Consider the following 22,725-nt stretch of genomic DNA (forward strand, 5'->3'; position numbering starts at 1 on the left):
ACACGGTCCGCGTCAAGTGGCAAATGATGAATTGATCAACCTGCAAAGCGAATGTGGGTCAAGGGAACTGTCCAGCAACTGCCTCTTCGTCCAGCGGCGTGGCCAATCGGCAAGGACAACCATCACTGCCGCTATCTCAGCAGGATCGTAATCACGTCTCCTGCGGCAAAGCGTTCTTTGTCCGGAGGGAAGACAGCGTAGCAGTTGGCGCGGGCGTTGGCGGCAAGGTCGCCTGAGCCCTGCCACGCTACGATACGCACCTCGGGACGCACGCGGTCGTGCGTCAGACGCGCGGGGAGCACACGGGTCAGGCCCGGCTTGACCGCTACGTCTTCAGCCAGCGTCGCCTGGGCGAAGCGCGGCGGCGACGCGACGGCCCCTGCCAGAACGCGCAGTACCGGCGCGACGAAGCAGTGGAACGTCACCTGCGTCGAAACAGGATTACCGGGCAAGCCGAAGAAGTATTGCGCAGGAAAGTCGCCGCTGGCCGGGAGCCTGCCGAAGACCAACGGCTTGCCCGGTTGCATCTTCACGCCGGTAAAGAAGAACTCAGCGCCCATCGTGTGCAGCACCTCTTCCACCAGATCGTACTTGCCCATCGAAACACCGCCCGAGAGCAGCAGCAGGTCGCTGCTTCGCGCCTCGACGATGCTCTTCTCCAGATCGTCGTGCCGGTCGCGAGCTATGGGTAGGCGTACCGCTTCTCCTCCCGCCTCTGCCACCAGAGCGGCGAGCCCGTAGCTGTTCGAGTTCCGTATCTGCTGATCGTCGGGAGTCTCGTCCAGCTCCACCAACTCGTCGCCCGTCGCCACGATGGCCACACGCGGCTTGCGGTAGACGAACAACCCGGAGCGGCCACAGGCGGCGGCGAGCGCGATCTCCGCTGCTGCAACCGACGTTCCCCTGGCGAGCACCACATCGCCGACACGGGCCTCGCTGCCTCGCGGCACGATGTTCTCCCCGGAGCGCAGCGAGCGGCCCTCGGACAAGCGCAGGGACTCGCCATCCTGCTCGATGTGCTCGACCATCGCCACGGCGTCCGTACCTTCGGGCACAGGAGCGCCGGTCATGATCTCGATGGCCTCTCCAGCCTCCGGCAGCGGGCCGAACCAGCGTTCTCCTGCGCGTATCTGCCCAATCAGCCGCAGCCGTTCCGCAGCATCCGCTGCCCGCATAGCAAATCCATCACGGGTCGAGCGGTCGAACGGCGGCTGGTCCCGGCCTGCGGTGACCGGCTCGGCCAGGACGCGGCCGAGACAGCCGAGCAGCGGTTCCACCTCGCTCTCCAGCCTCTGCAGGCTGGAGGCGTGACGTTGCACCACGCTCAACGCTTCGTCGAAGTCGAGGATGTGGTTCATGCCATCCGTCCCTTTCCGTCACTCAAGCCTAAAGTAAAAAGCCCCGGGCTGATTGCCCAGGGCTTCTTTGTGTTGTGCTGAAAATTACTTCTTCTTACTGGAGGCCTTGTAGCTCGATTCAACCTTGGCGCCGATGCCCGTGAGAATTCCCTTCACGTCGGCGGCGTGAGGGCCATCCGGAGCGAGCGCAAGGTACTGCTGATAGGCCTCGACGCATCCCGGAGGAGCGACGATCTTCTGCGTCTTGGGATCGACGGTCGCCTTCGGAATCAGTGCCTGGCCCTTGATGTAATAGGCATCGGCGCGCTTCGGATCAGCGGCGATGGCCTTATCGGCGGCGGTGCCTGCTTCATCGAGCTTGCCTGAGTTATAGAAGGTGGCAGCCTCGTTGAAGTAGTACATCCCGGCGTTGGTGGGATCGGCCTTGGCCGCGTTGTCGTAGGCCGCGGTGGCGTCTGCGTTGTTTCCGCTCTTGCTCAATGCCTGTCCTAGCTGGTTGTAGGCCGCTGCCGCCGTCTGCGGATTGGGCTTCTTCTCGGCCGTGTTCAGGTCAATCGCTTTCTTGTAGGATTCCGCTGCATCGGCGAACTTCTTCTGCAGGCCGGGATCGGTGGCTGCGGTACCTGCCTTTGCCGCGCCGTTGGCTGCACCAAGCTGCGCATCGCCGAGTGCAACCCACAGAATGGGCTCATCGGGCTTGGCCGTGGTCGCGCTCTGCATGGCAGTGATCGCAGCGTCGTAGTTGCCTGCCTTGGTGTCGGCGCGGGCCTGGACGAGCGTCTTGTTCAGGTCGGCGATCTTGGAGTTGGCCGCCATCGCTTCGGAGTTCTTCTTCTTGAACTCTTCGAGCTGCTTCTTCTCGTCGGGAGACATCTTGTCGAGGTATTCCTTACGGCTCATGTCGAAGTTCACGACCTTATCGTCGTTGGCCAGCAGCGCCACACTGTCGTTGTAGTCGATGCTCTTGTCATCGACGAAGACCACCGCGACATAATTGCCGGGCGCGATGCCCGTTCCCTTGAAGTCGCCGTTCCCGTCGATGGGGAAGGTGTACTGATACTTGCGGCTCTTCGCGTCTGAGGTGCGGTCGGTCGTCAGCTTGACGTCGCCCTTGGTGATCGCCTGGTTGAGAGGGTTGTTGACGTGGCCATGAATGCTTGCCGTCGTCTGCGCCATCGACCGCGACGGGTGCGCCATGGCGACGACCATCAGCAGCGCGATGGTCAGGGTGCTTATCTTGAATAATCCGAAATGCTTCTTCACTTTTCTCTTCTCCTGGCCCCTTGCATGCAGGCGGAAATCGTCGTTCTCGAAGTTGCTACTCAAAACCCCGAAGTTGCTTCACAAACTTTGATGCGCCTTTCGCCTTCATCAGGCGCTGGCATACGGTATCGGATCTGTGGCCCCGGCTTCGCGAAAGGCACGCAGCCGCAGCAGGCAGCTCTCGCAGACGCCGCAGGCCACGGTTTCGCCAGAATAACAAGACCAACTTACATGGAACGGAGCACCCAGTTCAACTCCCAGCCGCACGATCTCGCTCTTGCGCAGCTCGATCAGCGGGGTAACGATCCGAATATCGCCCTCTTTTGTCCCCATCTCAATGAGTTTATTGAACGCGTTGTAATACGCCGGACGGCAGTCGGGGTAGCCTGAGCTGTCCTGCTCGACCGCACCGATGAAGACCGTCTTCGCCCCCAGCACCTCGGCCCAGCTTACCGCCGCCGAGAGGAAATGGGCGTTGCGGAAAGGGACGTAAGTGACTGGAATCTCATGGCCGATGCTGGCCTCGTCGCCTCCGGTGGGGACCGCGATGTTCTCATCCGTCAGGGCCGACCCGCCGATCTTGCGGAAGAGGTCCATCTTGAGCGGAAGCAGCTCACGCACCCCGGTGAGGCGGGCGATCTCCTCTGCGGAGCGCAGCTCGCGGGCCTCGGTGCGCTGGCCATAGCTGAAGTGCACGGCATACACGTCGTAGTCGCGCGCGGCCAGCGAGGCGCAGACGCAGGAGTCCATGCCGCCCGAGAGGCAGACGACGGCACGGGGTCGGGTTTGATCAGGCTGGGTCATCTTGGGGGTCTGTTTCTAGGTCTGGGTTATCGAATGCACGCTCAGCGGCCGCGGAAGCGCCACCGGGACCCTCAGCGGAATCGAGGATCTCGCGAGCGGCCTCTTCGTCCTTTTGATGCACCTGCAACTGCACCCAGAAGGCACCGGAGAGCAGGCTGTTGACGTGCTCGCCTTCGAGGAAACACTCAATGCCTGCCGACTCGAGCGCACCCTTGGCCATCTGCGCGAAGACCGGCTCGATGAACTCGGCGACGGTCACATACTCTTCGGGATCCTGCGGCTTCTCGGCCATGTCAACGCCTCCTATTTCGTGTCGTACGACTGAAGGTGAAACGTAATCGTCCCCCAGAAGAGCTGGGCGCGAATCTGCACCGGGATATGCCGGGGATCGTCCGTGTACCAGATCCAGATCTTGCCGCGGTTCTTCACCACGCCCTCGTCCGCCGTGGGCTGCACGCGGATCGTCTGGAACGTCCCCGCCGGGGTCTTGATCTCTTCGCGGGCTTCGACCTTCATGGTGACGGTGACGGTGCGCATGGAGTCAGCCAGCGGAAAGCTGACCGTCTTGCCGAGGATGAGTGGCTGCGAAGCCGCATAGAAGATGGCCGAGAGGGAGTCGGTGACGCAAGCTGGGATCGATGCCGTCTGCGTCTTCGATGTGCCCTTGACCAGATTGCGCTCGACCAGATTCTGCTTGCCCTGTGCGTAGTTGAAGCTAAGGTCGCTCGAGACCTTGCGGCGGCCCTCCTGCAACTGCTTGCTGAACCCTGTGGAGCAGCCGGTGCGCGTATCGAAGCCCGACTGGAAGCGGTCGACGACCGGGAAGAGCATAGTCACGCCGCCGACGGAATCGGCGGTGGCGTTCACCTTCTGCACGTTGCCATCGCGGGTCAGGTGGAACACTGCGGTCCCGGCGGTAAAGACGCGCCAGTCGACGGTGTAGCTCAGCGTCTCCTGCGTGGGGAAGGCGTAGCCGGTCGGCGGCGGTTGCAGCGTGGGAATCTGCGACTGCGCGAACGCCTGCACACCGCAGGGCAGGACCGCCAGCAGAAGTGCGGCAAAGGGGAGGAAGTTCGATCTACGTTTGGACAGAGGCAGCTCGCTGGGTTGAAATAGTTGAGTTTGCTACCGCTTAAGCAACAGCAGGCGCGCTGCCAGCGCCGCGTAGATGGCGATGGCACCCATGCTGGCATTGTACTCGCGGTGGTGCAGATAGAGCTTGGACGAAAAACTTCCGGAAACGTCTGCGGTCGGTGCGGCAGTCAGCCGGGGCAGCAGTCGCGGGACGTTTTTCGCGTACTCGTCGAATCCGGCGAAGTGCTCGCGCAGGTACATCTCTTCTGAGCGAATCGTTGGCAGGTAAATTGCCGCGAACAGAATTGCCAACGCGATCAGGATGATCCAGCTCCCCGCCGCCGCAGCAAAGCCAAAGGCGATCATCATGGAGCCGAGATAGAGCGGGTTGCGCGTATGTGCGTAGGGGCCGGTGCGGGTCAGCTCTGCATTCTTGCGCACATACCCGGCAGCATAGGCGCGCAGCCACACCCCCGGAACCACCAGCAGAAGGCTGGCTAGCATGGTGTGCCAGGTCGGCCGGGCAAGCCACAGGAAGACCGCGGCAAAGATAAATCCGAGGGGGACGCGGATACGACGGGCGATCCGCTGCCATTGGGTTCGTTCACTCACTGCTTTACCTTATCGTGTCGGCCGCAACAGGTCGAACGCCGCCGCGATGACCTCGTCCGCCGTAATCTGCATCAGGCCCTCTTCGGGGGCCGCGTGGCGGGTGTGATCCTTTTTGCTGGAAGGGTGGCGCAGCACCCGCGAAGCCGTTCCGTAAGGCCCGTTCCGCGCCGGATCGGTAGGCCCAAACAGCGCAACCACAGGCCGCTCCAGCGCCGCAGCCAGATGCAAAGGGCCAGTATCCCCGGCGACCACAAGGCTGGCGCGCCGGGTCAGTGCAATAAGCTGACCCACGGAGCACGGAACCAAGACCGCCGTGCCACCGCTGGCGTCAACGACCGCGTTGGCAAGGATGTCTCCAGCAAAAACTGCATTGACCAGAGGAACATAGCCAGCCTGCGCCAACGCAGCCGCGACCGCACCATAGCGCTCCGCAGGCCACTGCTTCGCGCCCCACCCGGCTGAGGGCGCAATCAGCGCAAATTTCCTGCCATCGGGCACAAGCTGCGCGAGAAGCTCATCCCGCCACGCCTCCGCAGCATTGTCCAGCGGCAACTCGATCTTCGCCGGAGCCAGCCGCTCACCGACAGCGGCTCCGAGCAATTCGCAGCCCTGCTCGATCACATGCGCCGCGCTCATCGGTATCTTCTCGCCATACATCCATCGCGCGGGCTGCTCACGAGGTTCAGCCGGACCGGCAAATTCCCCCGCTCCCGCCATCCAGCCGATCATCGAGGAGCGTATCGAGCCCTGCATATCGACGCAGAGATCGAACTGCTCCCCGCGCAACTCCCGTCGCACCGCACGAATGCTCGAAAGCGTCTCCAGCGAAATCGGTTGCCGCTTCCACTCCCGCGTCGGCACCACATAGCAGCGATCGACCAGCGGCATCGCCGCACCACGCTGCGATATAGCGCTCGATTGCAGCAACTCTCTCCAGCAGGGATCAATCGCCCATCCGATAAACCAGTCCGGATGCCGCTGCCGCAACGCCGCAACGGCGGGCATGGCGTGCAGCACGTCGCCCATTGCGCCGATGCGAACAATCAACACACGAGGCGGACGGCTTCTGCCTGACGAAATAAGGGGCTGGCTGTTCAAGCGGTCATTTTCTCACGCGAAAGAGCTTCTGCCTCAACGATTCTGGCTGCGGCGGTCGAGGCGCTTTTCCATTGCGATCAACTGCAACAGCGCTTCCAGCTCGTCCGAGAACTCGATGCCCAACCGCGCCACCACCAGCGGCCCCACGGTCTCCAGGCGCTCGCGCATCGCTGGCGTGAGCTTTACCGCGTCTTTCTCCGTGGTCACAAAACCGTTTGCGCCGTACTGCCGCGCTGCTTCGAGCAGCCGGTTGATGTCGCCATCGATATACGCATGGTGGTCAGCAAAGACAATCATCTCCACCGGGCGGCAACCCTCCGCCACCAGCATGGCGGTAAATCCTTTCGGCCTGGCAATGCCGCAGAAGGCCAATGGCCGCGCCGACAACGGCTTCTCCCCATCGCCATCGAGGCTGAGCCGCCGTTTGATCACCCATGTCACGGCTGGCTTCTTCTTTCGCGGAAGATCGCTGAGAAAGCGCTGCAGCTTCGCCGCCTCTTCTTCTCGCACCACGATGATGTCGGCCTCGCGCAGCGTCGACAGAGGCTCCCGCAGATTGCCCGCAGGCAGCAGCGCATCGTCCACGTCCTCCTGTGTCAGCAGCACAATATCGATATCGCGGGCCAGCTTTCGATGTTGAAAGCCGTCGTCGAGCAGATGCACGGCGATCTTTCCCGCCGCCTCGGTCTGCTCCGCCAGCACTCCCGCGCTATAGCGGTCGGCACCGACAAACACAGGCACGCCGGTTCGTTGCGCCAGCAGCACCGGCTCATCGCCAAACCACGCGGCATCGCCATACGGCTCTACGCGCTCGACTGTTTTAGGAGCGCGGCCAAAGCCCCGCGTTAGAATCGTGACCGCATAGCCGCGTCGCCGCAGCATCCCGGCCAGCGTCATCACAACTGGCGTCTTTCCCGCGCCGCCTGCCGACACGCTGCCCACGCTGATGACCACGTTCGCCAGACGCCGCTGCTTCAGCCAGCCAGTCCGAAACGCCAGCCGCTTGACAGCCAGCGCCGCTCCATACAGTGGAGACAGCGGCAGCAGCAGTGGTCTGCGGAGTCTCATCGCCCACTCACCACACTCTCTTTCGATAACGCACTCAACGCCTGGACCGTTCGCCCTGTCGCGCCCGCCTGTGCGTCGAAGACCTTGCGCCCGCGCTGACCCATGGCCTTTGCCTCGTCTGTGTGATGCAGCATAGCAGCAAGCGTCTCCGCAATTGCTGTTGTCGAAACAATGCGAATCGCATTGTGCACCTGTAGGACGTGCACGATCTCGCGAAAGTTTTGAAACGACTCCCCCATCAGCACAGGAACGCTGAACCGCGCCGGTTCCAGAGGATTATGCCCGCCCGCTGCGACCAGGCTGCCGCCCACGAACGCCAGCGCTCCCAGCGAATACATCGCGGCGAGGTCGCCAATCGTATCCAGCAGAAAGATGCTGCCCGCTGCAACCGGCCGGGGTTGCTCGCGGAACTCGCTTGCGCGAATCACAGTAAATCCACCTGCACCAACCATTGCGGCAACCGCGGCAAACCTGTCCGGATGTCGCGGTGCCAGCACCATCACCGCATTCGGCTCAGCAGCGGTCACCGTAGGCCACGCTGCCAGCAAGATCTTTTCTTCGCCATCGAGCGTCGAGCCGCAGACGACCACCCGCGCCTGTGCTGGCAACTGCTCGCGCAGCATCGCCACCAGCGGAGACTCGCGCCCTTCGCGCAGGTCATACTTCAAATTCCCCGTAACTCGCACCCGGTCTGCAGGAGCGCCAATCCGCACCAGCCGCTCCGCCGTCTCTTCGCTCTGCGCCAGAAACAGCGAGATCTTCTCAAGCAATGGCCGCCAAAGCCGCCGCAGCCGCAGATAACGCGGGAACGACCGGTCGGACACCCGCGCATTCACCACCGCCATCGGCACCCCAGCCTTGGCACATTGCAGAATCAGGTTCGGCCAAAGCTCGCTCTCCATCAGCACCAGCATCTTCGGCTGCAAGACGCGCAGATAGCGCCGGACGACAAAGGCAAAATCCAGCGGCAGGTAGAACACCGGAAGCTCCGGCAGGCGCTGCTTTGCCAACCGCTGCCCGGTCGCCGTCGTCGTCGAGACCGCGATCAGCCACTCCGGCCGCTCCGCGCTCAACTCACGAATCAGCTGCGTAGCCGCCATCACCTCGCCGACCGAGACCGCATGAACCCAAACCGTCTCGCGCCCCGTAACCGCAGTACGCAACTGCGTCGGCACGAATCCCAGCCGCCCCGCCAGCCCGGCGCGATACCGCCCGCTGGTCGCCATGCGCAGCAGCCACCACGGCGCGCCCAATATCAGGGCCGCCAGCAGAAGCGCGCTATACACACCCATCACCACTTCTTCATGCCCTCGCTTTACCTTGTACGCCAGCGAAGATGATAATCAACCCAGGCTATGAACTCCCACCGCTCTCTGCCAATAGTTTCACAGACTCTCCGGGTCATCGCCACCACCTGCATTCTCGCGGCCTGCGCTGTGGCTGCCAGCCACAAGGCGCCCCCGGTCAAACCGGCGAACCAGTACGCCGCCTTCGACACGCATCCCAACGAGCACGTCACCGTCGGCATCGACCCCTGCAACGACCCGGACAAGTGCAGCTTCTTCCGCCTGCCCTACGTCCAGCACGGCTTCGTCCCTGTCCGCGTCATCATCACCAACGACGGCGACACCGCACTCACGCTCAACGACGTGCGCATCCAGTTCATCTCCGCCGCCAACGACAAGCTCCCCGCCGCCGATCTCGACGAGATCAACCGCCGCCTCTTCAACCTCAAGAAGAGCATGGGCACGCATCTCCCGCTGCCGATCCCCATCACCATCCACCACCCTGCGGTCGACAAAAAGATCACCGAAGACGACGCCGACTTCGGCTTCCAGAGCACCACCGTCAACGCGCACAGCAGCCTCGGCGGCTATCTCTTCTATGACGTTCGCGGTCTCGACGATCCGCCGCTCAAAGGCGCGCAGATCTACGTCAAGATGATCTACACCCTCGACCGCAAGCACGAGCTCTTCCCCTTCACCATCCCCTTCGACAAGTGGCTGGCCGCAAATCCACCGGCCAAATCAACAAGCCAGAAGAATTGAAGGATCAAGACGATTCAATAACAAGATGATTAAATAGAAACTGTCATCCTGAGCGAAGCGTAGCGTAGTCGAAGGACCTGCGGTTTGCGCGGAATGTCAACGTCCTTCATTCTCAACAGAAGCCCATGCTCAACATTCGCCCCGCCACTCCCGCCGACGTTCCCCAGATCCTCGCCTTCATCCGCGACCTCGCCACCTACGAGCGCGACCCCGACGCCGTCCACGCCACCGAGGCCGACCTGCACCGCGACGGTTTCGGCCCCGCACCACGCTTCCACTGCCTCATCGCCGACTGGGACAACGCCCCGGCAGGCTTCGCCCTCTACTTCCACAACTACTCCACCTGGCGCGGTCACTCCGGCATCCACGTCGAAGACCTCTTCGTGCTCCCCGAACATCGCGGCAGGGGAATCGGCAAGGCGCTGCTCACCTGCGTCGCCGCCATCGCCCTAGAAGAAGGATGCCACCGCCTGCAATGGGACGTGCTCGAGTGGAACACCCCCGCCATCGGCTTCTACGAGCAGATGGGCGCAACCATGATGAAGGAGTGGCGCACCATGCGCGTCAACCACGAAGGCCTGCCAGCGCTCGCCGCTCAAAGCAAACAGCTTTAGGGAAGTATCGACCGATTCCTCGGGGCAAGTAATTGATTTCATGCAGGAGTGATGAGCTCTCAATACCTATGTAGGAGTGCGAGCTCTCAATACTTACTCCGCGCTGAAGGCGCGGTCTATACCAGCATGGGGCGCAGCCCCATGGACCATCTTGGGAAAGCCTCTGCGGTTTTAGACAGGCTCCGGGCCCACTCGCGGTAGGCTTGACCCATGGACGAAAAGAACGACAAGCTCTCCCACTACGACGAAGCCGGGCAGGCCCACATGGTCGACGTAAGCGTCAAGGCGGCGACCCGCCGCGAGGCCGTCGCCACCGCCTTCGTCGAGCTTTCGGAAGCAGTGCTGGCCGCGCTGCCGCAGAACCCCAAGGGCAATCCGCTGGAGGTCGCACGCTTTGCCGGAATCCAGGCCGCCAAGCGGACTTCGGAGCTGATTCCCATGTGCCACCCTCTCGCACTGAGCTTCGTGGAGGTGCAGGCCACCGTCGTCACAGGAGGAGTCGCCATCGAGGCCACGGCAGCCACCGTCGCCGGAACCGGGGTCGAGATGGAGGCGATGGTCGCCGCCTCGGTGGCCGCGCTTACGGTCTACGACATGACCAAGGCGCTCGATAAGGGCATCCGCATCCGCGAGGTCGTGCTTCAGAGCAAGAGCGGTGGAAAGAGTGGCGACTATCGCCGCGAGCCGTCGAAAACTACTTAATTTTCCTAAACCGCCGTGGCTAAACTCACAGCAAACAAGCCCTGAGCATCCTGCCAGCTCCGGCTGATGGCGAAGCCAGCCGACCGCAGGAGCCTTTCCACGCTGACCGGATTGAACTTATAGCTGTTCTCCGTGTGGATGGTCTCGCCCGCTGCAAAATCCAGCGGCAAAGCATCCCCAGCCGAGTTGGCGGGGATATGGACCTTCTGCCGCCTGCGCGACTCCAGATGCATCTCGATCCGCGAATGGCTCTCATTCCAAATAGCTTTATGCTCAAACCCGGCAAGGTCGAAGTCCGCTCCAAGCTCCCGGTTCAGCCGCTCGAGCACATTGCGGTTGAAGGCCGCCGTCGTTCCCCCAGCATCGTTATAGGCCGCCAGCAGCGTAGCCGCGCTCTTATGCTTGCCCGGCCCCAGGTCGGTGCCGACCAGCAGTTTGTCTCCCGGCAAAAGCTGCGCACGCACATTACGGAGCAGAGCGACTGCATCGTCAGGTGAGAAGTTGCCGATGCTCGAACCGATATAGAGGGCCAGCGTCCGAAACTCCGCCAGCCGGTCGAGCGGCAGCGGCTGGGTGGTGTAATCGGCCACCTGCGAGCGCACGCTGACGCCGGGAATATTGGCGCTGATATTTTCGCTCGCCATCACCAGCGCAGACTCCGAAACATCGACCGGCTGATAGACCACGCTTCCCTGCTGGCGCACCGCGGCAGCCAGCAGGATGCCGGTCTTGGTCGCTGTTCCCGCGCCCAGTTCGATCAGCGTAAGCCTTTGTTTGCCTCCGCTGGCAGCTTCCTGCAGAATTTCGTCCGCGTGGGCGGCGAAGATGTCGCGCTCGGTCCGGGTCAGGTAATACTCGGGCAATTCGGTGATCGCCTCGAAGAGCCGTGAGCCTGCCTCATCGTAGAAAAGCCACGGAGAGAGAGTTTTGGGACAAGCGGTCAGTCCGGCCCGAACCTCGGTGGCGACTGCATGGTTCGTGGTATCGACAGCTTCCGGTACAGCGGCGGCAATAGATGGCACTTGGGGAGTTCCTCTCCGTGGGGTGCGGCTTGGCCGCTTTGTCGATTGGATGCAGTTCGGACGCCAGATGATTTTCGCCGAGGATGGTTTTATCGGTATTCGAACTATGAAGCCTGTGCGACGTGTCGAGGGGGGATCATAAAACAACGACGAAATACAGGGGTCTCTCCGCTGCGGCGGCAAGTGCGCCGCCTTCGGTCGAGATGACGTATTTTATAGTTGCTGAATAAATTCCAAATTGCACCGGCACGACAAGATCGCTGCGTGCAGGAGGTCCTTTGCTATCCATACGCAACATGATCGTAGCGGCCGCCGCTGGATTGATGCTGGTTTCGACCACACCCGCGATGCAGGCCCAGTTCGCCGGGACGGGTCCGCGCGACAACTTTCGCGACACCACCGTTCTGAGACCCCCTGCCGGAAGCAAGGTCGCCATCATCGTCTTCGAGGACCTGGGATGCCCGGCCTGCGCGCGCGCCCATCCGATCGAGAGGCAGGTGGCCGAACAGTACCATGTGCCGCTGCTGCGTTACGATTTCCCGCTCGCACAGCACATCTGGACCTTCCAGGCCGCGGTCGATGCGCGTTATCTGCAGGACAAGGTGAGCCCTAAGCTTGCGGACGAGTATCGCAGCGCCGTGTTCCTTGCGCAGACGTCGATCTCGAGCAAGGACGACCTGCAGCAGTTTACCGAGCACTGGTTGCAACAACATGGGCAGAAGGTGCCGTCCGCCGTCGATCCCGGTGGCGCGCTGGCCGCCAAGGTACAGGCGGACTATGATCTGGGCAAACGCCTCAATGCGGAGTGGACGCCGACTTTGGTGGTGGTGACCCGCGATAACTATCAGGTCGTGAGCGGAACCGCTGAGGGACCAAACGATCCGACCAAGCTCGCTGCGGTTGTGGAAGGCGCTCTCGCGCAGACGAAGAGTGCTCCGGCTGCTCATGCTGTGGCGCACAGGTAGGGTCGAGACGACGATTTCTCCGAAGAGTCTTCTGAATAGTTGAGGGAGTAAATAGTTGAGCTGCTCAACTATTTACTCCCTCAACTATTTACCGTTCAACTATTTTGGCTCTTTCGGGGGTATCTTTGGCCAGCCGGAGGCCGGAGAACTGCCAGCGGGTGCCGGGCGTGAAGAAGTTGCGATAGGTGGGACGGATGTGGGTGGCCGGGGTAACGCAGGAGCCTCCACGGAGGACCACCTGGCTGGACATGAACTTGCCGTTGTATTCGCCGAGCGCGCCGGGCAATGGCTTGTAACCGGGGTAGCCGGTATAACCCGATTGCGTCCACTCCCACACATCCCCATAGAGCTGTTGCAGGCCCGAGGCGTGGCTGGCCGGGGTAGGGTGCAGGTTGTTGGATTCAAGCAGGTTGGCCTCGGTGCCAGCGGCTGGAACGGAATGGGTGGCGGCGTACTCCCACTCGTATTCGGTGGGGAGACGGTAGCCTGCCCAGCGGGCGTAGGCGTCGGCCTCGAAGAAGCTGAGATGACAGACCGGGGTTTCGCTGAGGTCTTCGAGCGCCTGAAAGCCGTGCAGGGTATAGACGCACCAGCCGGACTTGGTCTCGCTGTCGCGCTGCCAGTAGAGCGGGGCCTGCCAGTTTTCGCTGTGCAAAGCGGTCCAGCCTTCGGAGAGCCACAACTCGGGGCGGGTGTAGCCGTTCTGGTCGATGAAGGCGAGATATTCGGCGCAGGTGACGAGACGGTTCGCAAGAGCGAAGGGGGCGATGTAGACGCTGTGGCGCGGGGTCTCGTTGTCGAAGGCGAATACATCGTTGGCTGCGGGATTCGGGGTGAAACCGATCTCAGTAAGGCCGGGGGAGAAGCGGGACCACTCAAGCGGAGGAGCGATGGCTTCGTTCTTCTGCCCAGAAGCCGCCAGATAGGCGGGGTGGAGCGGGTTGGTAAAGAAGGCGTGCTTGATGTCGGTGGCGATCAGCTCCTGGTGCTGCTGCTCGTGATGGAGGCCGAGGGTGATGCGCTGGATGGCCCCGGAGACGACAGGCTGCTGGAGGAAGCGTTCGATGGCGGCGTCGACATGGGCGCGATAGGCGAGGATCACGTCAACGGAGGGGCGGGAGAAGGAGGCGCGGAGCTTCTTCTCGGGCATGTCGCCGAGCGAGTTGTAGTAGCTGTTGAAGAGCCAGTGGAAGTCGGGATGGAAGGGCTTGTAGGCGGCGACGTGCTCGCGGAGGACGAAGGTCTCGAAGAACCAGGTGGTGTGGGCAAGATGCCATTTGACCGGGCTGGCCTCGGGACTGGACTGGACCATGAGGTCTTCGGGCGAGAGCGGGGTACAGAGGCGGGTGGTCGCTTTGCGGATGGCCTGGTAACGCGCAAGAAGGGTGGTGGCGGCAGACTGGGTTGCGGTAGAGGAGGGCATGGCGTTTCTCGCTTGAAGAGGTGCAGACTAGGGTTGGATGCTTTGGACAGGCCCGGCGTTGGTTTTTTCTGACGCCCCGGGCTGTTTTGCCGCTATGGGTGATAGCTGTTGAGGAGGCGGGCCAACGTGTAGGCTACGGCGGCGGCGGCTCCGCCGATGGTGATGGTCTGGATGGCGCTGCGGAGCCATCCCGTGCCTACGAGCTTTCCTTTGAGCGCACCAAAGAGAGCAAGAGCTATCAAGGTGATGACGATGGAGAGCTTGAGGGCTGCCAGATTGTCGCTTACCAGCATGTAGGGGAGCAGCGGAATAATTCCCCCGGCGATGTAAGAACCGGCGATCGTAAGGGCGGAGCGGTGGGCGCGGTTCGCGGCGGGCTCTTCGAGGCCAAGCTCGAAACGCATCATGAAGTTGACCCATTGTTTGGGGTTCTGCTTGAGCGAGGCGAGGACCGATGCGGCGGCGGTGCGGTCGACCGCATACTGCTCGAAGATCTCGTAGATCTCTTCCTCTTCGTCCTGGGTGCGCTCGACGATCTCGCGCTCTTCGCGGTGACGCTCGGAGATATAGTGCTCGGCGTCGCCGCGGGCGGCGAGGTAGCCGCCGAGGCCCATGGCGATGGAGCCGGCAGCGATCTCGGCGAGGCCGGCGAGCACCACAATGCGAGAGGACGCGACGGCTCCGGAGAGACCGGCGGCCAGGGCGAAGGGGACGGTGAGTCCGTCGGAGAGCCCGATCACGATATCGCGTACGGTGGCGCTGGACTCGAAGTGGCCTTCGATGTGTTCGCTGTCGGAATCGTGGGCGACTTGGTGCATGGCCGTAGTGTAGTGCAGACGGGTGGGTTAGCTCGGGATAAGACAGACGTTTTTGTGTGGGGGGCGAGTCTTTCGTGAGGGGTCAACGTCTGTATGAACACGGCTTCTGAGTAGTGGAAGACTTGAAGATCGGACGTGTGAGATGAGATGGTGTCGCAGATTTGGACGGCGTCAGATTTCGCTGGCTTTGGGGATATTGCTCGCAGGTTCGGGAGTGGTTCGGGCCCAGGAGGGACCGGGAACTGAGCGCGGTGCGTTTGCCGGTGGGCAGATGGTCCGGGGAACAGTGACGGCGGTGGGCGTCGACCGGCTGACGGTGAAGACGGAAGAAGGCGATGTCTATCAGGTGGCGATCTCGGCGAATACGCGGGTGATGAAGGACAGGCAGCCGGTGAAGGTGGCAGATATCAAGGCTGGGGATGGCGTCGGCGCAATGGGCGTGATGGATGCCCCGACGAAGACGGTTCATGCAGTGTTTGTGGCTGTCATCGATGCGGAGCAGGTGAAGAAGGCGCGGGAAGAATTAGGCAAGGTCTACATCACCGGGAAGATTACCGCGATTGATATGGACGACGCCAAAATTACGGTGATGCGGCCGGACCATGTGAGCCAGGTGATTCAGGCGGATGAAGGAACTTCGTTCAAGCGGGGTGGGCGCAGGGAGCAGGTTTCGGTGACGGAAGCTCCTGCGGCGGGCGCGCCACCGAATGCGGAGAGCATCACGCTGGCGGACGTGAAGGTGGGCGACATGGTGATGGGACGGGGTGCCGTGAAGAATGGCTTCTTCGTACCGACAGAGTTGAGGGTCATGGATGCATCGGCCCGGGGACAGGGACGGAGGCGTGGAGCTGGCAGTGGAGCTTCGGCTGCTGCTCCCTCTTCTTCACCGAACATTGATGGTTCAGAGAATCCTAAGTAAGGATTGCGGGTTTGAACCTTTGACTGGGATTGATCTTTTTTAGGGCTGAGGCGAGGTTGGAGTGCGTAGATTGACTCGATGGACGATGTTGGGCCTGGTAACACTCGCCGGGAGTGGCTTGTCTGCCGGAGCACAGACGGCGGCAACGGGACAGGCTGTGGCCCCGGCTACGGTGACGGCTCAAACTGCTCCGGCACAGGCCCCTGTTGCAAGCGGCGGAACGATTACGGGATCGGTGAAGGCAGGGGCGGTGCCGCTGCCGGGCGTTGCGGTGACCGCCACTAATACGCTGACGGGAAAGAAGTATGCGACGACGACCGACATTACGGGATCGTTTGAGATGGTGATACCGCGCAATGGGCGGTATGTGGTGAAGGCAGAGCTGGCGGCCTTTGCGTTAGAGACCAAAGAGGTGCTGCTGGACGGCGGTAAGCCGGAGCAGGTAGCGGCGTTTGCGATGCAGTTGGCCTCACGTGCGGCACGCGAAGAGGCGCAGCAGGCAGGAGCGGCGAGTTCGACGAGATCAGGAGTAGGACAGGGGCGGGGGACGCAGGCGCTGAGTGTCTCCGGAGACAGCGATCTGGCCGATGCCAGCGCCGGGACGGGCGTCGCTGGAGCCCAGATGCCTACGCTCTCCGGGTTGGGGAGCGGGGACCAGGCATCGGCGGATTCGGTTGCGGTGAGCGGGCAGATGGGACAGACGAATGGACTCGCCAACTATAACGAAGACGAGATTCGACAGCGGGTGGAGGACGCGGTTGCACGAGCAAGGACGCAGGGTGGGGTTGCGGGCGATATGGCGAATGCCGTGGTCGGAATGCTGGGTGGCATGATGGGAGGGCCGGGCGGCGGCGGTGGTGGGGGAGGCCGTGGTGGACGCGGCGGTGGTGGCGGTGGCGGTGGCGGTGGGCGCGGCGGGTTTCGCGGGTTCAATCCCTCGCAGCCGCATGGGGCGATCTTCTATGAGGGCGGTAATGGAGCATTGAATGCTGCGCCGTTCTCGGTGGCGTCAGCGCTGGGCGAGTCGGGAGCACAGGTGGTGAAGCCGTCGTCGATGTCGAACCGGTTTGGCGTGAGTTTTGTGGGATCGCCGTTTATACCGGGACTGGTGAAGCCGAGTTCGAAGCAGTTTGTGTTTTTGAATGTGACCGGGCAGCGGAACATCAACCCGGACATCTTCAACGGGACGGTGCCGACACTGGCGGAACGGAGTGGAGACTTTTCCGCGCTGGGGCAGACATTGTATGACCCGACGACGGGATTGCCGATACCGGGGAACAATCTCAAGAACGCTTCGGTCCCGATCTCGCCGCAGGCGCTGGCGCTGTTGAATTACTATCCGGCGCCGAACGTTCCTAATGCGGGGCCACGCAACAACTATCAGACTGTAACCAACGCGGGGCAGAATTCGACGTCGGCTGCGCTGCGCTATGTGCGGAACTTTGGGCAGGGTGGGTTCGGCATGGGGCGGCGGCAGGCTGCGAATGCTCCGAAGGCCCTGCGGCAGAACATCAACTTCAACGGAAGCTATTCGCATAGCGCCACTGACAGCCGAAATATCTTTCTGCCGCTGGGCGGAACAACGGCCTCCGATGGATATGGACTCACGGCGGCCTACACCATCGGTTATGGGAAGCTGACCAACAATGCCTCGATTAACTGGAACCGCTCGCACGCTATGACAGAGAACTACTTCACTAATGGATTGACCAACCCCGGGCTGCAGGCGGGGGTACTGGTGGGGAATTCCACGATCCAATCGAACCAGTTCTATTACGGCGTGCCGACGATCTCGTTCGGCGGCTCGAACGCCTTTACCGGGCTGACCAATACCGCTCCGAACGACACGATCAATCAGACCATCTCGTTCAGCGACTTTGTGAGCTATCGATATGGGAAACACAACATGCGCTATGGCGGAGATATTCGGCGCGTTCATGCCGACTCGATTGGCGGGACGCAGGTAACGCCGCTGGGATCATTCAGCTTTACGGGGTATGCGACGCAGAATCCTGCCAGCGATTGCACCGCTTCGGCGACCACGACCTGCCCGGCGAGCGGATCGGGATTCGCGGACTTCCTGCTGGGAATGCCGCAGCAGGCTTCGGTACAGGCGGGCTTGAACAAGACCTATCTGCGAGCGAATGTCTATGACTGGTATGGGCAGGATGACTGGCGAGCGTTTGCGAATCTGACGCTGACCTATGGGCTGCGTTATGAGTATTTTTCTCCTTACGTGGAGAAGAACAACCGACTGGTGAACCTGGACCACAATGAGAACTTTACTGCTGTGGAAGCAGTGCAGCCGGACCAGAGAGGCACTTACAGCGGAAGCTTTCCGCGGTCGCTGGTGAATCCCGACCGGTCGATGTATTCGCCACGATTTGGATTTGCGTATCGGGTGCCGTCGAAGCTGATGAAGGAGACGGTGATCCGCGGCGGCTATGGGATCAACTACAACACGGGCCAATATTCGACGATTGCGCGGCAACTGGCCAACCAACAGCCCTTTGCGGTGACGCAGACCAACATTGCGGGACAACAGGGCTGCGGCACGCTGGGGCAGTTTACGCTGGCGGGCGCGTTCAACTGCTCGAATGCGCTGGTGCAGAGTAACTTCAGTGCCAACCTGAACTATCGGCTGGGACATGTGCAGATATGGGACCTCGATATTCAGCGGACGCTGCCGTTAGGCATTGTTGCGAACATTGGCTACGACGGGTCGAAGGGCGGCAATCTCGACATGGTGCGCGCACCGAACCGGACGGCCACGGGCCTGCTGATTCCGGGAGCGCAGGCCTTCAACTATGAGGACTCGCTGGGATATTCGCGGTTGGAGGCGCTGCGCATCAATGTGCGGAAGCGGCTGCAGAAGGGCGTTTCGTTGCAGGCGACGTATCAGTATGGGCACTCCATCGACGATGCTTCGTCGATCGGTGGCGGAGCGCAGACAGTAGCGCAGAACGACAACGATCTAAATGCGGAGGAGAGCAACAGCTCCTTCGACGTTCGCCATAAGCTGACCGGCAACTGGGTGCTAGAACTGCCGTTTGGGCCTAACCGACTCTTCTTTACCAAGGGCGGATTGTGGTCCACCATAACGGATGGATTTTCACTCTCGGGGGACTTCACGTTTTCGTCGGGACCGTACTACACGCCGAGCTATCAGTTGACGGTGCAGGAGGCGGCAACCGGCACCACGAATTCGCTGCGCCCGGACCGGGATTTCGGCGTACCGATCCGTGGTGAAGGAAAGATTGGCGAATGGTTCAACCCGGCGGCCTTTACCACTCCTGCAACTGGGCAGTTCGGCACGGCGTCGCGCAACTCCATCGAAGGGCCGGGGACGGTGGGGGTGGATGCTTCGCTGTCGCGTACGGTGCAACTGGGCGATACGCGCTCGTTTGAGGCAAGGGTGACGGCAGGGAATGCGTTGAACATCGTGCAGTACTCGGGCATCGACACCACGCTGAACTCACCCACCTTTGGACAGGTGACGGGCGCAGCGCAGATGCGCACACTGACCGTATTTGCACGGTATCGGTTCTAACGGCGGTTGTTGGTTGTTCGTTGCTGGTTGGTTCGCTTTGGAACTGGAGAGAGTTGCGATGGTGAAGAAGGGTGTACTGACCGAGCGGGTATTGGCTGCGGTGCTGGCGGGGATGATGGCGGGAACGCCGATGGTCGCGCAACAGCAGGGTTCGGATGGAACTTTTACGCTGAAGGTGCAGAGCGACATCGTGCTGACGAATGTCGTCGTGCGCGATAAGAAGACCGGCGAAGTAGTGAAGGGACTGAAGGCGAGCGACTTCACGATTCTGGAGAACGGGAAGCCGCAGAAGATTGCCAGCTTCGACTATCAGAATGTCGACGATGCAGCGGTGTTGCATGAGAAGACGACCGTCAGCGGGAAGGCTTCGATTGCGGATTTGCTGAATGGGAATGGTAATTTTTCTGCCGAACCTGCTGCCTTAAAAGATCATCGGCTGATTGTGATGTTCTTCGACCTGAGCAGCATGCAACCGGAAGACATTGACCGTGCGGTGGAGGCGGCGCAGAACTACATCAATAAAAAGATGCAGCCTGCCGATCTGGTTGCGCTGGCGAGTCTGGATACTTCGTTGAACCTGGACCAGGATTTCACGGCAGACAAGGCCGCCCTACTGAAGGGCGTGGGCAAGTACAACGGCACGGAAGGCACAGGATTCGCGAATGGCAATGAGGGCGGCTCGTCTGGCGGGACTGCGGACGATGCGTCGAGCTTTACCGCGGACGACAGCGAGTACAACTCGCTCAACACAGACCGCGAGTTGTATGCGATTCGCTCCATCGCGAAGTCGCTGGAGCGGGTGGACCAGCGCAAGAGCTTGCTGTACTTCAGCGGTGGAGTGACGAGGCAGGGCATCGAAAATCAGGCGAGCATGCGCGCGGCTACCAACGAGGCGGTGAAGGCGAACATGGCCATCTACAGCGTGGATTCTCGCGGGCTGGAGGCGCTGCCGCCTGTGGGAAACGCTTCGACGGGCAGCTTGCGCGGCACGGCAGCTTATAGCGGCGGAGCGATGCAGAGCAATCTGGATGCGAACTTCGGCTCGCAGGAGACGCTGGGTACTTTGTCCAGCGATACGGGCGGGAAGGCCTTCCTTGATTCGAATGATTTTGCTCCGGCGTTTCAGCAGATTCAGCATGACACGGAGGCCTATTACATCGTTGGGTTCCATTCGACCAATGCGGCACGGGATGGAAGCTACCGGCACCTGACGGTGAAGCTGAACCGTGGCGATGTGAAGCTCGACTACCGTCCGGGGTACTATGCCCCGGCGGACTTCAAACACCAGAAGACGGAAGACCGCGAACAGGCCCTGACAGAGCAGATGCGCAGTGACCTGCCTGCGACCGATGTTGCGGTGTATCTGCAGGCACTTTATTTCCGGCTGGAGGACAACAAATTTTTTGTACCCATATCGCTGCTTGTGCCGGGATCGCAGATTCCTTTTATCAAGAATGGCGATCGCGACAAGGCGAACATCGACATCATGGGACAGGTGAAGGACGCCCAGGGAATCATCGTGGGCAATGTGCGCGACACGGTGAAGCTCGCGCTCGATTCGTCACAGCAGGTACAGAGAAAGAACATTCAATACTCCACTGGATTCACCCTGGCTCCGGGACGGTATCACCTGAAGTTTGTAGTGCGGGAGAATGAGACGGGGCGGATGGGAAGTTTTGAGACGGACATCCAGGTTCCGGATATGCGCAAGAGTCCGATGAAGCTGAGTTCGATTGTGCTGTCGAGCCAGCGCACGCCGAATACGACGAAGAAGGCGGCAAGCCCGCTGGTGCGGGACGGCGTGGAGTGGATCCCGAATATTCCGCATGTGTTTCGACAGGACCAGCATCTCTACTTCTTGTATGAGGTGTATGACCCGGCGAAGCAGGGCGGTGCGGCAACGACAGACGCTCCGGGATTGAAGCGGCGTGAGAGCAAGCCGGTGCGGGTGCTGACGAGCATTGAGTTCATGAGCAATGGCGTGAAGGTGTACGAGACGCCGCTGGTGGTGGCCGATGCGATCAACATTCCGGAGAGGGATGCGGTAGGCTTTCAGTTTGATGTGCCGCTAACTCAATTGAAACCGGGCACCTACGTCTGCCAGATCAACGTCATCGACGACGCTGGCGGGAGCTTCAGCTTCCCACGGCTAGCTTTGCGAGTGCAGGCAGCGGCACCTGCAACGGCGGCCACGGCTGCGCTGACAAAGACTCCGACAGACGTATCGCCAACGCCATAATTCTGCCTATTGACAGGAGTTTAAGAGAAGCGGATGATTCTGACGTACCTCGCGGGGGTATGCCATGGGCTATCCAGTCCGCCTCTTCCGTCTCTCTTCCCTTCTCTTCCTCTTCACTGTGTTTGTAGCTGGCGCGGGAGTGTCTGCGCAAAAAGACGTCCGCAGCCATGCGCTGGCTGTGGAGTTGGAACATGAAGATCCACAATGGCCATTGATACAAGTCCACCTGCCTGATCCTGCGACCGCTTCTGGAGAGAAGCTGGAGATCGCTGCGGATGTGCTGCGTGCGAGACGCTTTCCCGAGGATGCTCTCGACTATTACGCCGACGCGCTGAAGCGCGGTGCCGACGAAGTAGAGATCTTGAACAAGATGGGAGTGACGGAGTTGGAAGTCGGAAATCATGAGATTGCGCGCGCATTCTTCCAGCGGGTTGTACATGTGAAACGGAAGAACCCCGACGGGTGGAACAATCTTGGCGCGGTCGAGTATCTGGAAGGTCAGAATGGAAGCGCCATCTCCGACTACAAAAAAGCAATCAAGTTGGATAAGAAATCTGCGCCATTTCACTCCAACCTTGGGACGGCATACTTCCAAACGAAAGACTTCGAGCGTGCTCGAAAAGAGTTTGACGTCGCGTTGAAGATCGATCCGGACCTGATGGTGCATCGCGGAGGACCGGGCGGCATTACGATGCGGATGCTGTCACCGGCGGACCATGCGCGGTTCTGCTATGAGCTTGCGCGGCTCTATGCACAGCATGGAGATGTGGCCAATATGCTGCACTACCTGACGACGGCGAGCGAGGGCGGATTCGACGTCTTAGAGGCGATGAGACATGATGATCTGCTGGAGCAGTATCGCAAGGATCCTCGGGTCCTGCTGCTGGTGCATAATGCAGAGGCGATCCGCAGCGGCCATATGCCTCTCACTGCCAGCACGACGGGCTTGCTGCCGCCTTTGCCGTCGGTGGCCCACTAACGATAAGGGCAGTGACGGCAGTTGGAGTTACAGCAATAGCCTCGCTTGAGAAGATACGTTGCGGTGAAGACGAGGTAAGGGCCCTCGTAATAAAAATCTTCTGGAGCGAGCGGTGGCGTGGGATCTTCAGGAGACTCTGACTCGTCGGGCTTGAGTGGCTCAGACATCG

Annotated in this window: 21 protein-coding genes; 8 read left to right on the top strand and 13 right to left on the bottom strand. The window is 61.2% G+C overall.

The genetic code is table 11. The features are described from left to right. Positions 1 to 131: 131 nt before the first annotated feature. The 9 genes from glp to GSQ81_RS05460 form a co-directional block, all read right to left on the bottom strand. Positions 132 to 1,358: a gephyrin-like molybdotransferase Glp gene (gene glp / locus GSQ81_RS05420; protein WP_158909639.1), complete on the bottom strand. Its 1,227-nt coding sequence runs from the start codon at positions 1,356 to 1,358 to the stop codon at positions 132 to 134. Positions 1,359 to 1,442: 84 nt separating this feature from the next. Then, positions 1,443 to 2,621, bottom strand: a complete 1,179-nt coding sequence (locus GSQ81_RS05425; protein WP_254060004.1) for a tetratricopeptide repeat protein — start codon at positions 2,619 to 2,621, stop codon at positions 1,443 to 1,445. Positions 2,622 to 2,729: 108 nt separating this feature from the next. Continuing rightward, positions 2,730 to 3,425, bottom strand: coding sequence for a 7-cyano-7-deazaguanine synthase QueC (gene queC, locus GSQ81_RS05430; protein WP_158909640.1), 696 nt, complete (start codon positions 3,423 to 3,425; stop codon positions 2,730 to 2,732). Beyond that, positions 3,412 to 3,717, bottom strand: coding sequence for a DUF2007 domain-containing protein (locus tag GSQ81_RS05435; RefSeq protein ID WP_158909641.1), 306 nt, complete (start codon positions 3,715 to 3,717; stop codon positions 3,412 to 3,414). The genes queC and GSQ81_RS05435 overlap by 14 nt, the downstream gene beginning before the upstream one ends. Positions 3,718 to 3,728: 11 nt before the next feature. Continuing rightward, positions 3,729 to 4,451 (bottom strand): DUF3108 domain-containing protein, encoded by a 723-nt coding sequence (locus GSQ81_RS05440; RefSeq protein ID WP_254060005.1) that lies wholly within the window; start codon positions 4,449 to 4,451, stop codon positions 3,729 to 3,731. 99 nt (positions 4,452 to 4,550) lie between these two features. Then, complete coding sequence (locus tag GSQ81_RS05445) at positions 4,551 to 5,111, bottom strand: isoprenylcysteine carboxylmethyltransferase family protein (RefSeq protein ID WP_158909642.1); 561 nt, start codon at positions 5,109 to 5,111, stop codon at positions 4,551 to 4,553. Positions 5,112 to 5,120: 9 nt separating this feature from the next. After that, a complete protein-coding gene (locus GSQ81_RS05450; protein WP_254060006.1) occupies positions 5,121 to 6,161 on the bottom strand; it encodes a glycosyltransferase family 9 protein in 1,041 nt (346 codons plus the stop codon). A gap of 81 nt (positions 6,162 to 6,242) precedes the next feature. Then, positions 6,243 to 7,277, bottom strand: a complete 1,035-nt coding sequence (gene lpxK, locus GSQ81_RS05455; RefSeq protein WP_158909643.1) for a tetraacyldisaccharide 4'-kinase — start codon at positions 7,275 to 7,277, stop codon at positions 6,243 to 6,245. Beyond that, a complete protein-coding gene (locus GSQ81_RS05460; RefSeq protein WP_158909644.1) occupies positions 7,274 to 8,569 on the bottom strand; it encodes a 3-deoxy-D-manno-octulosonic acid transferase in 1,296 nt (431 codons plus the stop codon). Before GSQ81_RS05460 ends, lpxK begins: the two co-directional genes overlap by 4 nt. Positions 8,570 to 8,632: 63 nt before the next feature. Here GSQ81_RS05460 and GSQ81_RS05465 point away from each other — a divergent pair, with 63 nt between their 5' ends. The 3 genes from GSQ81_RS05465 to moaC all read left to right on the top strand — a co-directional run bounded on the left by GSQ81_RS05465 (position 8,633) and on the right by moaC (position 10,641). Beyond that, positions 8,633 to 9,325: a hypothetical protein gene (locus GSQ81_RS05465; RefSeq protein WP_158909645.1), complete on the top strand. Its 693-nt coding sequence runs from the start codon at positions 8,633 to 8,635 to the stop codon at positions 9,323 to 9,325. A gap of 125 nt (positions 9,326 to 9,450) precedes the next feature. Continuing rightward, positions 9,451 to 9,939: a GNAT family N-acetyltransferase gene (locus tag GSQ81_RS05470; protein ID WP_158909646.1), complete on the top strand. Its 489-nt coding sequence runs from the start codon at positions 9,451 to 9,453 to the stop codon at positions 9,937 to 9,939. Between the two features lie 210 nt (positions 9,940 to 10,149). Further along, positions 10,150 to 10,641, top strand: coding sequence for a cyclic pyranopterin monophosphate synthase MoaC (gene moaC / locus GSQ81_RS05475; protein ID WP_158909647.1), 492 nt, complete (start codon positions 10,150 to 10,152; stop codon positions 10,639 to 10,641). Positions 10,642 to 10,646: 5 nt separating this feature from the next. Here the strand turns inward: moaC and egtD are convergent, their stop codons facing one another. Further along, complete coding sequence (egtD, locus tag GSQ81_RS05480; protein ID WP_254060007.1) at positions 10,647 to 11,663, bottom strand: L-histidine N(alpha)-methyltransferase; 1,017 nt, start codon at positions 11,661 to 11,663, stop codon at positions 10,647 to 10,649. A gap of 278 nt (positions 11,664 to 11,941) precedes the next feature. Between egtD and GSQ81_RS05485 the strand changes: the two genes are divergently transcribed. Beyond that, a complete protein-coding gene (locus tag GSQ81_RS05485) occupies positions 11,942 to 12,628 on the top strand; it encodes a thioredoxin domain-containing protein (protein WP_254060008.1) in 687 nt (228 codons plus the stop codon). Positions 12,629 to 12,716: 88 nt separating this feature from the next. On the opposite strand, the gene egtB is transcribed toward GSQ81_RS05485, so the two are convergent. Together egtB and GSQ81_RS05495 are read right to left on the bottom strand one after the other, a co-directional pair. Beyond that, positions 12,717 to 14,051 carry an ergothioneine biosynthesis protein EgtB gene (gene egtB, locus GSQ81_RS05490; RefSeq protein ID WP_158909648.1) on the bottom strand — a complete coding sequence of 445 codons (1,335 nt, stop codon included), beginning with the start codon at positions 14,049 to 14,051 and terminating at the stop codon, positions 12,717 to 12,719. A 92-nt stretch (positions 14,052 to 14,143) separates the two neighbouring features. Further along, the gene (locus tag GSQ81_RS05495; RefSeq protein WP_158909649.1) at positions 14,144 to 14,869 is read right to left on the bottom strand and encodes a VIT1/CCC1 transporter family protein; all 726 of its coding nucleotides are present in this window, start codon (positions 14,867 to 14,869) and stop codon (positions 14,144 to 14,146) included. Between the two features lie 142 nt (positions 14,870 to 15,011). On the opposite strand from GSQ81_RS05495, the gene GSQ81_RS05500 reads away from it, so the two are divergent. The 4 genes from GSQ81_RS05500 to GSQ81_RS05515 all read left to right on the top strand — a co-directional run bounded on the left by GSQ81_RS05500 (position 15,012) and on the right by GSQ81_RS05515 (position 22,556). After that, on the top strand, positions 15,012 to 15,788 hold the full coding sequence (locus GSQ81_RS05500; RefSeq protein WP_158909650.1) for a hypothetical protein: 777 nt from the start codon (positions 15,012 to 15,014) through the stop codon (positions 15,786 to 15,788). Positions 15,789 to 15,849: 61 nt separating this feature from the next. Continuing rightward, positions 15,850 to 19,338 (top strand): TonB-dependent receptor, encoded by a 3,489-nt coding sequence (locus GSQ81_RS05505; RefSeq protein ID WP_254060009.1) that lies wholly within the window; start codon positions 15,850 to 15,852, stop codon positions 19,336 to 19,338. A gap of 58 nt (positions 19,339 to 19,396) precedes the next feature. Then, entirely contained in the window at positions 19,397 to 21,577 is a 2,181-nt protein-coding gene (locus GSQ81_RS05510) for a VWA domain-containing protein (RefSeq protein ID WP_158909651.1), read from the top strand. Positions 21,578 to 21,641: 64 nt separating this feature from the next. Beyond that, a complete protein-coding gene (locus GSQ81_RS05515; protein WP_158909652.1) occupies positions 21,642 to 22,556 on the top strand; it encodes a tetratricopeptide repeat protein in 915 nt (304 codons plus the stop codon). Here the strand turns inward: GSQ81_RS05515 and GSQ81_RS05520 are convergent. Beyond that, positions 22,553 to 22,723 (bottom strand): DUF5522 domain-containing protein, encoded by a 171-nt coding sequence (locus tag GSQ81_RS05520; protein WP_158909653.1) that lies wholly within the window; start codon positions 22,721 to 22,723, stop codon positions 22,553 to 22,555. The genes GSQ81_RS05515 and GSQ81_RS05520 overlap by 4 nt on opposite strands. Positions 22,724 to 22,725: the final 2 nt, after the last annotated feature.

Source organism: Granulicella sp. L56 (assembly GCF_009765835.1).
Classification (GTDB): Bacteria; Acidobacteriota; Terriglobia; order Terriglobales; family Acidobacteriaceae; genus Edaphobacter.

Coding starts and splice junctions, on each gene's coding strand:
- lpxK (WP_158909643.1), bottom strand. CDS start 7,277: ATGAGACTCCGCAGACCACTGCTGCTGCCGCTGTCTCCACTGTATGGA.
- GSQ81_RS05510 (WP_158909651.1), top strand. CDS start 19,397: ATGGTGAAGAAGGGTGTACTGACCGAGCGGGTATTGGCTGCGGTGCTG.
- GSQ81_RS05515 (WP_158909652.1), top strand. CDS start 21,642: ATGGGCTATCCAGTCCGCCTCTTCCGTCTCTCTTCCCTTCTCTTCCTC.
- queC (WP_158909640.1), bottom strand. CDS start 3,425: ATGACCCAGCCTGATCAAACCCGACCCCGTGCCGTCGTCTGCCTCTCG.
- GSQ81_RS05470 (WP_158909646.1), top strand. CDS start 9,451: ATGCTCAACATTCGCCCCGCCACTCCCGCCGACGTTCCCCAGATCCTC.
- moaC (WP_158909647.1), top strand. CDS start 10,150: ATGGACGAAAAGAACGACAAGCTCTCCCACTACGACGAAGCCGGGCAG.
- GSQ81_RS05520 (WP_158909653.1), bottom strand. CDS start 22,723: ATGTCTGAGCCACTCAAGCCCGACGAGTCAGAGTCTCCTGAAGATCCC.
- GSQ81_RS05460 (WP_158909644.1), bottom strand. CDS start 8,569: ATGGGTGTGTATAGCGCGCTTCTGCTGGCGGCCCTGATATTGGGCGCG.
- GSQ81_RS05500 (WP_158909650.1), top strand. CDS start 15,012: ATGAGATGGTGTCGCAGATTTGGACGGCGTCAGATTTCGCTGGCTTTG.
- GSQ81_RS05465 (WP_158909645.1), top strand. CDS start 8,633: ATGAACTCCCACCGCTCTCTGCCAATAGTTTCACAGACTCTCCGGGTC.
- GSQ81_RS05435 (WP_158909641.1), bottom strand. CDS start 3,717: ATGGCCGAGAAGCCGCAGGATCCCGAAGAGTATGTGACCGTCGCCGAG.
- glp (WP_158909639.1), bottom strand. CDS start 1,358: ATGAACCACATCCTCGACTTCGACGAAGCGTTGAGCGTGGTGCAACGT.
- egtB (WP_158909648.1), bottom strand. CDS start 14,051: ATGCCCTCCTCTACCGCAACCCAGTCTGCCGCCACCACCCTTCTTGCG.
- GSQ81_RS05495 (WP_158909649.1), bottom strand. CDS start 14,869: ATGCACCAAGTCGCCCACGATTCCGACAGCGAACACATCGAAGGCCAC.